Here is a 13,362-nt window from a genome sequence, read left to right as displayed (position 1 = left end):
GCCTTTCACAAGGTTCGGCTCTGCACCCAGGTCGCCAAGGAACAGGCCCGACGTGCATCGCCCCTGCGGTGGCGGGACACAAATCGACCGCACGCCAACCTGTGGAAAAAAACATGGACACATCCGCCAAGAAGGTTCCGACCCTCGATATCCGTCGTTACGACACCGACCGTGCGGCGTTTGTCGCCGAACTCGGCGTGGCGTATCGCGAATTCGGTTTCTGCTGCATCAGCGGCCATGGCATCACGCCGCAACTGATCGACGGCGCGTACGACGCCTTCCAGCGCTTCTTCGCGCTGCCCACCGAAACCAAGATGAAATACCACATGCCCGGCACCGGCGGTGCGCGCGGCTACACCCCGTTCAAGATCGAAACGGCGAAAGACAGCCGCTATCCGGACTTGAAAGAGTTCTGGCACATCGGCCGCGAGATCTCGCGCGACTCGCGGTTCGCCAACGAGATGCCGCCGAATATCTGGCCGGCGGAAGTACCCGGTTTCCACGAGTACGGCTACGAGCTTTACCAGGCGCTGGATTTCCTCGGCAATCGCGTACTGCGTGCGCTGGCCCTGCATGTCGACCTGCCGGAAGACTACTTCGACGACAAGATCGACCAGGGCAATTCCATCCTGCGTCCGATCCATTACCCGCCGATCGTCGAAGAAAACATTCCGAACGTGCGTGCCGGTGCGCATGAAGACATCAACTTCATCACGCTGCTTGTCGGTGCCAGCGCGGAGGGCCTGGAAGTGCTCACGCGCGAGGGCAACTGGCTGCCGATCACGACCGAAGACGACGCCATCGTGGTGAACATCGGCGACATGTTGCAGCGCCTGTCCAACCATGTGTACCCGTCCACGACGCATCGCGTGGTGAATCCGCAAAATGCCAATGCGCGCAAGCCGCGCTATTCGGTGCCGTACTTCCTGCACCCCAACCCCGACGTGATCCTCGATCCGCTGCCGCAATGCATTACGGCAGACAATCCCCGTCGCTACGACACCTCGATCAGCTCGCACGAATACCTCATGCAGCGCTTGCGCGAGATCAAACTGATCTAACGCGCCCCGACTCCCTCTCCCCTTCGGGGCACGCGGAGAGGGCACATGGATGTGCCCGGTTTTGAGGAGCGAGGAGAGGGCTGGGGTGAGGGGACAGCCTCGCGAGAAAGCTGCGTAAACGCGGAGGCGTGGTTACGCAACCCCGCACATTGCAAAAGCCAATGCGTGTACTTCTCATTGCAACATCCCAAGACACTTGCCGCTAAAGTGGCGCGCATTGCAAGGAGTTGCCATGGCCACCAAGCACCACCATCACACCGAACGACACTTCACCGCATCCGACGTCGTGCGCGACCTGGTCATCGGCATGGCCGACGGTCTCACCGTGCCGTTCGCACTCGCAGCAGGCCTTTCCGGTGCCGCCGTTGCCAGCCGCGTAGTGGTGGTGGCGGGTGTGGCGGAGATCGCCGCGGGTGCCATCGCCATGGGATTGGGCGGCTATCTCGCCGCGCGCGGCGATGCCGATCACTACGACGCCGAGCGTCGCCGCGAAGTGCATGAAGTACGCGAACTGGCACGCGAGGAGGAACGCGAGATCGTGCAGATCTTCGCCCAATACGGCCTTGATCGCGAAGCCTGCAAGCCGGTGCTGGCGCATTTCCACCAGGACCACGAAGCCTGGGTGGATTTCATGATGCGCTTCGAACTGGGTCTGGAAAAACCCGAGCCCGGCCGCGCGCTGCGCAGTGCATTGACCATCGGCGGTGCTTACATTGTCGGCGGCCTGGTGCCGTTGGCGCCGTACATGTTGATCAATGGTCTGCAGCCGGCGTTGCGCATGTCCGTCATCTGCACGCTGATCGCATTGGCATTGTTCGGTGCCGCCAAGAGCCGTTTCACCGGCATCGGCATGTTGCGCGGCGCGGTGCAGACGATGCTGGTGGGCGGTCTCGCGTCGGCTGCGGCGTTTCTGCTCGCACGCTGGATCGGCGGCTGATTCGCGCCGACCCGGCGTGTGACGATCAATCCTGCGTGCGATAACGCCGGGATTGCTTTGCCGACATGCGCAGCGCCATCTTGTCCGGCATCAGCTTGAATACGCTCTTGACGGTGCGGTTGAAGCGGCCCGTCACATAAACCGCATCGCCACGCTCCACGGCCTTGATGCCTTCCTGCACGACATCCTCCGCGCTTTGCCACATGAAACCCGGCATCTTGTTCACCAGCGGACGCGTTCCCGTGACGTCGTGAAATTCCGAACGCGTGAAGCCGGGACATAGCGCGCAAACGTGGATGCCAGTCGTCTGATTCTCCAGCGCCAGCGACTGCGAGAACTTGATCATGTACGCCTTGCTCGCCGCATACAGCGTGTGTCCCGCCGAACCTGGCACATGTCCGGCCAGCGATGCCACATTCACGATGCGTCCGTAGCCGCGTTCGCGCATGCTGCCAATCAGTCGCCACGCCAGTTCGGTGGGGGCGGTCACCAGCACGCGCAGGAAATCCGCGTGCGTCGCCCAGTCGCTCGCTTCGAATCGTCCAGGCACGCCGTAGCCCGCGTTATTGATCAGCCAATCCACTTTCAATCCGCGTTGATCCAATGTCGCGCAAAGCTGCTCGGCGGCATGCGGGTCGGCCAGATCGCTGGTGAGCACCGTTGCCTGGATGCCGTGCGAAGCGCGCAGTTCGGCAGCCAGCGATTCCAGCCGGTCGGTGCGTCGCGCGGTCAACACGACATCGTGACCTTGCGCCGCGAGCGCACGGGCAAAGGCAGAGCCGATGCCTGCGGAAGCGCCGGTAATCAGGCTGAGCGGACGGGCTTGGGTCATGGAAGGGTTTCCCGCAATGGCATAAGGTGAGAGGTGATCACACTACGTGACCGCCGCATTTCTTCAAGTTGGCCGTGTTCTCGGTGTCGATGGCAGGCCATGCATCTTGGCGGATCGTATACGCGCCGCACCTAAAATGCGTTCCGCATGGTTAACGCTAACAAGGGCAGGCGTGCTTTACCTGTTCCACCAAGCGGCTGAATACCGACAAATTTCCCGGAAAAAGCAACGTTGCTGCGCGGTGCCGGGGTAGTTAAGCTTGCGCGTTTTCTCAGGGGCGGGTGCTGCTATGCGCAAAAAACTCGTGGCGGGTAATTGGAAAATGCACGGCAGCCGCTCCATGGCGGAGGGCCTGGTTCGGGAGATCGTGCAAGCCAAGCCGTCGGATATCGATGTGCTGGTCTTTCCTCCCTTTCCCTATCTCGCGAGCCTGACTGCGGCGCACGCAGGCTCGGGGCTTGGTTTTGGCGCGCAGGATGTGAGCGAGCACGAGGGGCAGGGCGCCTATACCGGCGAAGTGGCCGCCGCGATGGTCGCGGACGTGGGCGCCCAATGGACCTTGGTGGGTCACTCCGAGCGCCGCCAGTACCACGGCGAAAGCAACGAGCTGGTGGCCCGTAAATTCGCCGCCGCCCGCGCCGCCGGGCTCACCCCGATTCTCTGCCTGGGCGAAACCCTGGCCCAGCGCCAGGCAGGCGAAACCGAAGCGGTGATCGCCCGCCAGCTGCAGACCGTTCTGGCCATGAATGGGGTCGCCAGTTTCGACACCGCCGTGATCGCCTACGAACCCGTCTGGGCCATCGGCACGGGGCACACCGCCACCCCGCAGCAGGCGCAGGATGTCCACGCATTCATCCGTAGCCAACTTGCGCAGGGGGATGCTATGATTGCCTGTCTGACCCGGCTGCTTTATGGCGGCAGCGTCAAGGCGGCCAATGCTGCAGAGCTTTTTGCGCAGCCGGACGTGGATGGTGGTTTGATCGGAGGCGCCTCGCTCGTGGCGGCCGATTTCCTGGCCATCTGCAACGCCGCTCACTAAGCCATACCGAATCCTACGCGAGACACCATGTTCGTCATCTTCAGTGTGTTCTACATCCTGATCGCTGCGGCCATGATCGTGCTGATCCTCATGCAGCGCGGTGCAGGCGCTGACGCAGGTTCCGGCTTCGGCGCCGGCGCCTCGGCGACGGTCTTCGGTGCGCGCGGTTCGGCCAACTTCCTGTCGCGTTCCACCGCCGTGCTGGCTGCGCTCTTCTTCGCGCTCAGCATCGGCATGGGCATGTACCTCAAGTTCAACGGCAGCACGATCCGTCAGCAGACCGCCAACAACGATCTGGGCGTGATGGCAAGTCTTGGCAACAAGCCTGCCGCCGCGCAAAATGCGCATCCCGCCGCTCCGGCCCAGCCGCAGGCAGCCGTTCCGGCGCCGGTCGCTCCCGCTGCGGGCAATGGCGATGTGCCGGCCGCGCAACCGGCCCCGGCCAAGGCGCAGCAGGGCGAAGTCCCGGCGGCCACGGCTCCGGCGGCGGCATCGACCAGCAAGCACTAAAACGAAAGAACACCTGCCCAGGTGGCGGAATTGGTAGACGCACTACCTTGAGGTGGTAGCGACGCAAGTCGTGGGGGTTCGAGTCCCCCCTTGGGCACCAATCGAAAGCTTCGGATTTCCCATGAGGGATTCTCGAGGCAGGAAAAGAAACCCGCCTATCGGCGGGTTTTTTTGTGCCTGAAATTGTGAGGTGGTTTAGGTTTGCGCAAATCGCGGCGCCTCTCGCAAAAAAGCACTCTGACAACTTCTCGCGTTCTCTTTAGGAATCTTCCGGCTCTCACTGTCACTTTTTGTTGATAGCGTGGACCGCATTCTCGTTTCGCTAACAACGTGGAGGTCGTCATGGGAATTCTGGATACCTTGGGTGAAGTCGCCGGTGCCGTGGCCGCAATCGAAGGCGCCAAGAAGCTTGATCCGAACGCGGGCCTGCTGACTGAAGCCGCTGCTTCTGTAGCTGGCTTCGAGGGTGCAGGTGCACTGGAGTCGGCGATCGCAAAAAAGAAGGGAGAGACGGAGGCCGAGGCCGAATCAAGCGATGCCGATTCGCAAGCCGACGATTCGCAGTCCTGATCCATTTTGTCAGCTGATGTTGCGAAGGCCGACCCTTCGGGGCTGGTCTTGTCGTTTTTGGCGATCCCGCCACCACATGAAGCCATGGAGCTTTGTTATGAAGAAACAGTTGGGAGTCATTGCTATTTGCAGTGCCATGTTGCTCTCCTCGTCGCTGGCCTTTGCCCAGGACGATCATCGGCACGACGGCCCGCAGTCGGGGGATCGTCACAGCCTTCATGACGAAGGCGTGCACGATGGCTGGTACAAGAAAGGCGGTCATGTGCCGGAGAACTATCGCGGTGGCGATTACGTTGTGAGCAACTGGCACGCCGAGCACTTGCGTCAGCCGCCGCGCGGCTACCACTGGGTGCGCAGCGACAATGGCGATTTCCTGCTGGTGGCGGTGACCTCCGGTGTGATCGCGAGCATCGTGGCCGCTGCGGTTCACTGAATTCCCGTCGTTCCGGATCGCATGCGGGTAGACCGCCCGCAATAAAGAGATCGTCCGTCCCGCCTTACCTCGGGCTCCGAGGTAAGGCGGCTACCCTGGCGCGGGATTTTGGCTGGAGTTAATCTCCAAAGAATCCAAGTCGGACGACAATCCATGGATAAGCAATCAGCGGATCGCATAAAGGAGCTGATCGAGAGCGCGGCTAGGGCCGATGCGAGCAAAAAGCTAGAAGAGCAAGGCGAGGCTCAAAAGCGGGCGCGGTTCCTTCAGGACTTTCTGAAGCTGCGCACTGAGGTCATAAAGCCTGCATTTGAAGACTTTGCCAATGAGATTCGAAAGTATGACCTCAATGCGGGCATTAACTCCCAGGACGCTGTGGTCGCTGACCGGCGAGAGATGCTGAAAAACGCGCGTATTCAAATCGACATTGGCAAGCACGCAAATCTCGGCTGGGGACACTTGGCTTTTGAGTGTCTAGTAGACCGATTGGTTGTTGCAGCGGAGTGGGCGCCTCAGCGTGAAAAGCCTAGCGAAACGGCAATTAAGAAGAACCTCCAGCTCACTGACGTATCCACCGCCTTAATTACTGAGACGCTCGTGGGAATGTTGGAAATCATGCTCACTCGAAAGTAGGCGACCATCTGTCTTGGTGTCGGAAGGCACCCGCTTTTGCATCTGAAGCCGGACACGGATGCTGAAAACATCGCGAAGCTTGAGCGGCAGCTTTTTGGGAAGAAGTATCCCAGCCGTGCCAATCAGTTTGCCGCGACTCAGCTCATCGTAGGAATCCAAAGCCCGAAGGGCAGCACGCTAAGACGAAGATGGCTGACATGTTGGAACGGATTGCAGAAGCTTTTCCGCGTCCCAGGGCCAGGATTACCGGCGTTGTTTATTTGCTTTACTTTCTAACGGCAATACCCGCAACTGCAAGCCGGACGCTGGAACCTCCGGCTGGGTCAAGGGCCTACCTACATATCTACCCGCAGACCATACGGGCGGCATCCGCCGGGGCCGCCCAATAGGCCAGTTGGGCCTACAATCGCCCAATGGAATATCAACTTGTCATCAAGTTCTGGCGCAAGTCTCTGGCCGACGAAGTCTTTCTCACGGCGGTTGAGGGCAAGTTGAAGGAGGCATTGGGCGCTGCGGTCGAATTGGAGGGCTACGATGTCGGTCCAAAAGAGATCAATCTTTTCATGCTCGCGTCTGACCCGCGACTTTCCTTTCGGCGCGCAAAAGATGTTCTGGAAGAATTGGGCGTTCTGAACGGCATGTCAGCCGCCTTCCGCGTGGTCGGCGGGAACAGCTTCACATCAATCTGGCCGCTACGCGCCATTCGCAAGTTCAAACTACCGTAGTGCTAGAGAAAGCCTGACAATTCGTCAGAGTCGGACCTGGGATCTTTGCGATGGTGCGAAGATGCCCACCTGCAAAACCGGGGTCAGAGTGTACTTTCCAAGTCGGCGCACAAGCTGAAAAGTGCACTCCGACCCCGATTTCCGCACCGATTTCCGCAATTGGAGCGCGATACTTGTTGGTTACTGACCAAGTGAGCAGCAGAGCCAGGGTGCGCATATCAAGCAGACGCTTTTACCCAGGTTGCCAACCATCTCTCTAGCGGTAGTGCTGCATTCTGTGCGACTAGGCCGAGCCAAGGGTTTCGCTCATCGCTAGGAAGCACTCGAGCTGAATTTATGATTGCACGGCGCGCTCGTGATCCTACGTTGTAAATCTGTGCCTTGTGAGTTCTGACCCAAGCAATATCGTGTAATGTGATAGCGGCTCTCGCTTTGTTGTCGATATTTTGACCAAGCATCACAAAATTCTTGAGCTTTTTGCTTGCCAACAAGCCAGGGTGTGACGAAATAAAATGTTCCATCCAATATCTAACCAGAGTGCAGTTCGCTTCGGGTAATTTGCAAGCGATTTCCAGGCCGGATTTGATATCGGAAACGGTTGCGCCGTCTATGACCTCGTTTAAATATAAAAATAAGTCCGGCGCTACCGGTGCAAAGTATGGGAAATTATCAAGCAGTGGTGTGATTAGATCCGGTATTCCATTTCGACGCGCAGTACGAATGATGCTTCGCGCTAACCCTAGGTCGATATAGTCGAACTCTAATATCTTCTCCAAAGCACTGACCAGGGTTTCTCCTACGTCGTCCTCTTCTGGTTCGTCGTCTTCGAGATAGTCAACGAAGTCATCATTGAAGTCATCTTCGCCGCCATAAGGGCTTATATTGTCAAGCTCTTCCATGAGTTCATCTTTATCATCTAGGTATGGGTTATGAAGATGCTTTTCAATAAATTCTTCGGATGAAAGGATCTTCGTTTTCTCCGTAGCAAGCGTTAGACGATGATTTTCATATAGGTAAAGCGTTAGCTTCTCGAGTGCTTCGGATAGCTTTTCCTTGGAGTCGCTGAACATCCTTATATCATCGACATATCTCGTGTGCGCAATTCCGCATTGTGAAACAAATGCGTCGATATCAATCATCACGGCCTCTGCCATCACAATGCTGGCCGCTGGGCCAACTGGAACTCCTTGGGAAGCCTTGTTATTCAGCGCCAGTAGGAAATCCTCGATGTCAGAGGCTAAAGACTTGTGTGCGACGTCGGAGTCTTCGATGGCATTTTGAAGCCGGTGCAAATAAATTTGATTGTAATAGTCGGAGATATCTGTGATAGCAGTGTATTCATTGACATTGGCTAACTCCTGGCTCTTGGTCTTAAAGTCATTCCAACCCGATCCGCCATCAAAGAAGCTGCCGTTTGCAATGTTGATTCTATAAGAACACGCAACACGGTCGGCCACAGGTGCTCTTTTAAGTTCAATAGAAGTACCTATTTCAAAAGCCATCGCGGTATACGCGATGGCCTCCAGTGGCTCCAATTGATGCACGACTCGGTATCCGCCGCGCGCTTTCATTATTGTCGCGTTATACGGAAGCGATACCAAGAATTTTGAGATGTTTTTGCTTTGAAGTTCTTGCTTTACTTGAGCCCAGTGATGCCAGAGTGCTTCAAATTCAAATGCTTTAGGGAAGAAGTCTGAGTCGTAATACTTTTCAATGTGGGCTTTTGCAAAATCTAGGGATGCTTCAGAAAGAATTGCCATGGACTATCCTTTGTCTGGTGCGGAACTTTTTATATGAGGCACCTTCAACTTTTGTTTGAGAGCAGGTGTTGGCAGGTGTTGCCTTGGCTCATAAAATGGAGCTACCGCTTTTAGTGGGTGGCGTCGCTGAATTTATCACTTCAGCGCTGACTTCACTTTCGCTAAGCTGCCGAGACCTATGAGTCCATCCTTCGACAGTAATCCCAAGCTTCAATTCTTGGGTGATGTTCTCTGTTAGAAGACCTTCAATTTCTCTTACTGTGGCGAACGCAATACGCGCATTTTCCGCAGTCAGATTTGCCTCGAACTTTGACGACGGCTGGTTCATGGCGTTATTGCTCATAACTGCATCAAGCTCTTGCGAAGTAAGAACACGACGCGTCCGCACGTGCTCAGGTTTGCCATGTGCAATTTGATTTCGAAAGTTTAGAAGTGATCGAAGGCGCTGCCACGGGTGAGCCCCACGGTCATAATAAATACCGAGTGTTGTACACAATAGTCGAATCTTTGCCCACGGTGATATCTGTTCATAGTCTTCCCAGCCAGGAACAACGCGATATCCAACGGCGTTGCAGAGCGCCTCTATTGCAAGGGAACTCATTACCATGGATGTCAATAATCGTTCTTCTCGAAGGCTAACAGGGCCAATGCGTTGGGCCTCATATAAAGCCTCTCCCGCTGCCCGCAACAGCATGTGGTGAGCGGAGAAATACCGCTCCTCAATCGCTTCATACAAAGGCGTAGTTTTACCTTGTTCGCAGTCGGCCACCGTGCGGTCCCCTGAAGCCATGGCTGTCGGCGTTATGATGTCCGGTTTGGGTATGGTGTGGCTATACTGGCGACGGGGTTGGTTGCTTTGCATGGAGTCGGTTGCCTGCCACGCCAAAACCCCTCTAAGTCAGCAGGGTTGGCCGAAAAGCGCGGTAAGCGTAGTCTTAATCATGCTGCAGGGATGCTTGATAAGGGGGAGTCGTGATTCCGCAGTTTACTCACTCGGGGGTTCTGCCCCCGTTTGTGGGCGCAAATCCCGCTCAAATAGCCGGATGTTCTCCGTATCCCGTCAGTTCGGCGGACCTAGTCGCAGCCTTTGCGACTAGTGTGGCGCGTAATAATCTCTTAAGAGAGCTATTTCAGTACCGAGCGGACTTGCGGGCTTTAGGTATCGTCGCTGGGTTCCAGTGGCTTGACGGTAGCTTTCTGGAAGATGTTGAAACCATCCGGGGTCGCCCCCCTAAGGATATCGACCTCGTCACTTTTGCTCCGCGACCGCAGCATGCTCAAACTGACGCTCAATGGGGAGCATTAATTTCAGCCAACGTTGGTCTGTTTCAGCCGCCGATTGGCAAACTGGACGCGTACTATGTGGACCTAAACCTTCCGGTTGAAATTTTGATTCGACGAGCAACCTATTGGTCTGGCCTTTTTTCACATCAAAGAGACACGGCGTTGTGGAAAGGACTGCTCCAACTGGATATCACTGAAGATGACTCAGTGGCGGTAGATGCTCTGGGGAAGCTCCCATGACTCTTCGTAAATTGCACAAAGAGAGCCTAACCGCTGAGCGGGCCACCATCTCGCATCTTTTAGGTGAGGCGAGGGGTGTGAATGACATCGTTGGTGTCATGCAATTTGAATCTAGGCTCGCGGAAATCGACCGCGAACTGAATGAGTTGGCCTCCCTAAACATCACCAGAGCGGCAGTCGCCATGTACTTCGGAGGTCCAAAGGTCATTGGGATGCATGGTATTGACGCCGATTTTGCTTCAAGCGTCATTGGAAACTTTCAAGACATGGTGTCAAAGTCGTTCACAGCTATGGAAATCGGAGATATTGGATCTAGGGGGCCAGTTCCATTCAGGGCGGAAACAAATTTAATGGTGACCGGAGTTGCCAGAGGGTCATTCGGTTTTGTGTTGGAGGAGCTTAGTGACCAGTCAGAAGCATTTGCTACCTCGCTCACAGTAGTTGTGGACAACGTCGCATCTCTAATCGATGAAATAGCAACTTCCGACGAGGATGCATTCGCTGAGCGGATAGCGTCTATAGATTCCCGCCTGATTAGTGCGTCGAAAAAGTTATTTGGCACGTTGTCGAACGCAGAAGCGACTATGCGGCTAGTTGAAGGTGATCGGGAGGTCAACCTCGGGCGTGCTGAAGTTGAACGCGGGCGACGGAGAACTGAATTTCTCGAAATTGAAGAAAATCCCGGAGTAATTTTGACGGGTCTACTACTTGGTTTATTGCCCCAGCACAGGCGTTTTGAGTTTCAGTTGTCATCTGGCGAAATGATTTCTGGAGCCGTGGCGTCGGATGCGAGTAGGGCGGTAAATGAGCAGCTAATTGGACAAATTTCTAATCCCATTGGGAAAAAATGGCGGGCTGAGTTTTCTGTGCGAACTGTTGCTCGTCGAGGAATGCCGTCGCGCACGTATTACACGCTCATTCGTTTGCACAGCGAGTTGTCTCAGTGAGGGTACTTTGCGGCGTTAATCTCTCTGGGTAGTACCCGAGCTTTGGGGGCATGTCTGGCGGAAATCGGGGTCGGAGTGCACTTTTCAGCTTGTGCGCCGACTTGGAAAGTACACTCCGACCCAGGTCTTGACCCCGGTTTTGGCTTGCTTGGATTGAAAGTGTCCGCTTTCACCCCAAGCGGACATTACCTTTGTTGGCTCACTATCTGAATGTCCTGCTTTTGCTGTGCAAACTTCCTCTCTGGCCAGCCCCATACGAACAAAACTAGGGCGATTATTGCCGGACCAAATACCACCGCGCACAGTTGCGCATCGGCGAGGACACCTGCAAGGCCAGTAGCACCTTGCGTGACGCCATGAGCCGAACCCGGATAATTCTTGGACAACGCCTTAAATAAAGCAGCAAAAGCCCATGAGGCGTAGGTGGCGTAGATCGCCCAAGCGATACTAACCATAAGAATGACGAGCTTCACGAGTCGAATGGAACGCTTCATTGATTGAGTTCCCGGTGGAAATGGACTCATCATCTACTATTGCAATACCGTAAAAGCGTCAGCTTCGGGTCGATAAAAGAACAGCTACCGGGTTCACGTTCGTGTCTGGATCGCCGGACCGCTTTATGGACGAGGTGGCGAATGGAGCTCTCAGCCAAATCTATGGATGGCCAGCCAAGAAGTGACCGCGGCCTATCTCCTCCCATCGATTCTGAGCAGACGGTGAAGGATTCGGCACTAGTTGACCACGGCCTGGCACAACTATCGTTGACGCTTGACGGGGCCGGGAGTGTCCGCTCCCGATCCAAAGCAGGCCTCTGCCGACTTGAGTAATTTTTGTGAAGCTATGGCAGTACTGTTAGTTGGTGCCGGCACTCTATAGGTTGGATGAGGGATATGAAGACTAGCGATTGGCTAAATCATGGGTGGGTCCTCGCCATCGCCTTCTTCTTCCTCGCATATTGCGTAGTAAAGGGTCTTAGGACTGGCGAGTCGAGCATTACTTACCAAACGTACAAGAAGTCCGAGGATCCGGGACTCTATTGGATTGGCATTGTTATCAATGGCGTTGTCGCCCTATTCGCGCTTTGGCTTCTGTTCTTTCGATGATCAAAGGAAAGGACTGGAAACGTCGGCTTCGATATCCGTCCACTAATTAGCTGGCACAGAGGATCCCATTCAAATGTCCAAAACCTTCTGCTTGGGATCAGCTGCATTGGCGCTGTTTCTTTGTATCCAACCGGCGTCTGCGGATCCTGCTGCAAACGCCGCAGCAAACCTATTTATGCAAGTTTGCCGAGCGGACAACCTCACCAATCCCGAGCGTATCCGTGCATGGGCGACCGGCCATCATCTTCCGGAGGTCAACAATCCAAAGGGACGCGCCGTCTTCGTTGGCGACGGGCCGGATGGCGTGGCGTGGCACATTCATGACGAGAACACCGAACTGGTTTTGGCCATCCGCAGCAAGACGGGTGGTTGCGCTGTTTATGCGGAACCGCTTGATCCAGCGGCACTAGGCCAGATCTATAGCATGTTGATCGCCGGCTACGCTCAAAAATTTTCCGTTACGACACCGCTTCCAGACAAAGTGCAGCAGGGGCCTTTCGGCACTCGCATCGGCAAGGTGCGGCTGATTGAAGTTCCGGCCAGCAAGTCTCATTTGCTGCTCACTCTGATCACCAATGAGAAATCAGGCGGGCCTTATCAAGGAACACTCCAAATCACTCTCACACATCCGTCAAACTAATGCATTGGCAACCTCCCCACATCGCGCGCGTATGAAGGAAGGCCGTTGATGTTCGGGTCTCTGCGGGAAGACCCGTAGCAGGGTAGGCAACGTATTGAGTCATGCGAGTTGTGGCTGAGAAGGCTCATGCACGATCAACTGAGTCGAGACTTTGGCGAATGGTGCCTTCACAAACTCAGTTTCCACGGGACCCGATTTAGCGTCATTAATTTGACGCACGAAGAAAACGTAAGGCAGACGCAAGGATGATGCCAACACAACGGTTGGAAGGGCTGCATCGAGACGTATCTAGGATTCTTTCTTATTGTCAACGTATGGCAATATTGGAGAGATTTACTACTTTGTGATCGACTGCAGGGATGGTTTGGTTTTCAAATGCTAAGCAATTCAGTTGAAGGCTACGGAATCAGGCTTGATGATGGGATGTGGGGCGGCTGGTATCGCGTCGTCAAGAACGGAAACGTCATGGAGCAGGGCTATGCGCCGCGGTTCTACCGCACCGAATCGGAGGCGCAGGAGAACGCCCATCATTATGGCTTGGCGAAGGCTGAGCGATACTTCCACCGAGAGACACGCCTTGTGTCTGAGGTCAATGGCAACCCCTGATTTAGTTTGGCACTGAAGCAGGGGGAGTCGACAGAGTTACTC

At 55.6% G+C, this 13,362-nt stretch carries 16 protein-coding genes and 1 tRNA gene; 13 read left to right on the top strand and 4 right to left on the bottom strand.

Annotated features, from left to right (window positions below):
* The first annotated feature begins 113 nt into the window (after positions 1-113).
* Together DWU99_RS03650 and DWU99_RS03645 are read left to right on the top strand one after the other, a co-directional pair.
* On the top strand, positions 114-1,061 hold the full coding sequence (locus DWU99_RS03650; RefSeq protein ID WP_115476630.1) for an isopenicillin N synthase family dioxygenase: 948 nt from the start codon (positions 114-116) through the stop codon (positions 1,059-1,061).
* Positions 1,062-1,293: 232 nt separating this feature from the next.
* Positions 1,294-1,998, top strand: coding sequence for a VIT1/CCC1 transporter family protein (locus DWU99_RS03645; RefSeq protein ID WP_115476629.1), 705 nt, complete (start codon positions 1,294-1,296; stop codon positions 1,996-1,998).
* Positions 1,999-2,023: 25 nt separating this feature from the next.
* Here the strand turns inward: DWU99_RS03645 and DWU99_RS03640 are convergent, their stop codons facing one another.
* Positions 2,024-2,830 (bottom strand): SDR family NAD(P)-dependent oxidoreductase, encoded by an 807-nt coding sequence (locus DWU99_RS03640; RefSeq protein WP_115476628.1) that lies wholly within the window; start codon positions 2,828-2,830, stop codon positions 2,024-2,026.
* A gap of 289 nt (positions 2,831-3,119) precedes the next feature.
* On the opposite strand from DWU99_RS03640, the gene tpiA reads away from it, so the two are divergent.
* From tpiA to DWU99_RS03605, 7 genes are all read left to right on the top strand, one after another.
* Positions 3,120-3,869, top strand: a complete 750-nt coding sequence (gene tpiA, locus DWU99_RS03635; RefSeq protein WP_115476627.1) for a triose-phosphate isomerase — start codon at positions 3,120-3,122, stop codon at positions 3,867-3,869.
* A gap of 27 nt (positions 3,870-3,896) precedes the next feature.
* Positions 3,897-4,379: a preprotein translocase subunit SecG gene (secG, locus tag DWU99_RS03630; protein ID WP_115476626.1), complete on the top strand. Its 483-nt coding sequence runs from the start codon at positions 3,897-3,899 to the stop codon at positions 4,377-4,379.
* A 15-nt stretch (positions 4,380-4,394) separates the two neighbouring features.
* A tRNA-Leu gene (locus DWU99_RS03625) sits at positions 4,395-4,479 on the top strand.
* Between the two features lie 242 nt (positions 4,480-4,721).
* Complete coding sequence (locus DWU99_RS03620) at positions 4,722-4,949, top strand: hypothetical protein (protein ID WP_115476625.1); 228 nt, start codon at positions 4,722-4,724, stop codon at positions 4,947-4,949.
* Between the two features lie 97 nt (positions 4,950-5,046).
* Positions 5,047-5,382, top strand: a complete 336-nt coding sequence (locus DWU99_RS03615; protein ID WP_115476624.1) for an RcnB family protein — start codon at positions 5,047-5,049, stop codon at positions 5,380-5,382.
* Between the two features lie 153 nt (positions 5,383-5,535).
* Positions 5,536-6,015, top strand: coding sequence for a hypothetical protein (locus tag DWU99_RS03610; RefSeq protein WP_115476623.1), 480 nt, complete (start codon positions 5,536-5,538; stop codon positions 6,013-6,015).
* A gap of 413 nt (positions 6,016-6,428) precedes the next feature.
* Positions 6,429-6,740: an OmpA family protein gene (locus DWU99_RS03605; protein ID WP_115476621.1), complete on the top strand. Its 312-nt coding sequence runs from the start codon at positions 6,429-6,431 to the stop codon at positions 6,738-6,740.
* A 218-nt stretch (positions 6,741-6,958) separates the two neighbouring features.
* Here DWU99_RS03605 and DWU99_RS03600 read toward each other — a convergent pair whose 3' ends face one another.
* Both DWU99_RS03600 and DWU99_RS20770 read right to left on the bottom strand, forming a co-directional pair.
* Positions 6,959-8,500 (bottom strand): RNA-directed DNA polymerase, encoded by a 1,542-nt coding sequence (locus DWU99_RS03600; protein ID WP_115476620.1) that lies wholly within the window; start codon positions 8,498-8,500, stop codon positions 6,959-6,961.
* A gap of 88 nt (positions 8,501-8,588) precedes the next feature.
* A complete protein-coding gene (locus DWU99_RS20770) occupies positions 8,589-9,362 on the bottom strand; it encodes a hypothetical protein (RefSeq protein ID WP_147292886.1) in 774 nt (257 codons plus the stop codon).
* A gap of 110 nt (positions 9,363-9,472) precedes the next feature.
* On the opposite strand from DWU99_RS20770, the gene DWU99_RS03595 reads away from it, so the two are divergent.
* Both DWU99_RS03595 and DWU99_RS03590 read left to right on the top strand, forming a co-directional pair.
* Positions 9,473-10,024 (top strand): DUF6932 family protein, encoded by a 552-nt coding sequence (locus tag DWU99_RS03595; RefSeq protein ID WP_115476619.1) that lies wholly within the window; start codon positions 9,473-9,475, stop codon positions 10,022-10,024.
* On the top strand, positions 10,021-10,971 hold the full coding sequence (locus DWU99_RS03590) for a hypothetical protein (RefSeq protein ID WP_115476617.1): 951 nt from the start codon (positions 10,021-10,023) through the stop codon (positions 10,969-10,971). Before DWU99_RS03595 ends, DWU99_RS03590 begins: the two co-directional genes overlap by 4 nt.
* A 185-nt stretch (positions 10,972-11,156) precedes the next feature.
* Here DWU99_RS03590 and DWU99_RS20955 read toward each other — a convergent pair whose 3' ends face one another.
* Positions 11,157-11,465, bottom strand: a complete 309-nt coding sequence (locus DWU99_RS20955; RefSeq protein WP_158543229.1) for a hypothetical protein — start codon at positions 11,463-11,465, stop codon at positions 11,157-11,159.
* Positions 11,466-12,147: 682 nt separating this feature from the next.
* Here DWU99_RS20955 and DWU99_RS03575 point away from each other — a divergent pair.
* Together DWU99_RS03575 and DWU99_RS03570 are read left to right on the top strand one after the other, a co-directional pair.
* Positions 12,148-12,714 carry an NMCC_0638 family (lipo)protein gene (locus DWU99_RS03575; RefSeq protein ID WP_147292885.1) on the top strand — a complete coding sequence of 189 codons (567 nt, stop codon included), beginning with the start codon at positions 12,148-12,150 and terminating at the stop codon, positions 12,712-12,714.
* A gap of 375 nt (positions 12,715-13,089) precedes the next feature.
* On the top strand, positions 13,090-13,320 hold the full coding sequence (locus DWU99_RS03570; RefSeq protein WP_115476610.1) for a hypothetical protein: 231 nt from the start codon (positions 13,090-13,092) through the stop codon (positions 13,318-13,320).
* Positions 13,321-13,362 lie beyond the last annotated feature (42 nt).

The organism is Dyella psychrodurans (genome assembly GCF_003363265.1).
GTDB classification, from domain to species: domain Bacteria; phylum Pseudomonadota; class Gammaproteobacteria; order Xanthomonadales; family Rhodanobacteraceae; genus Dyella_B; species Dyella_B psychrodurans.
Note: the sequence above shows the minus strand (reverse complement) of the source record. Positions and strands in the feature narration are given on the sequence as shown.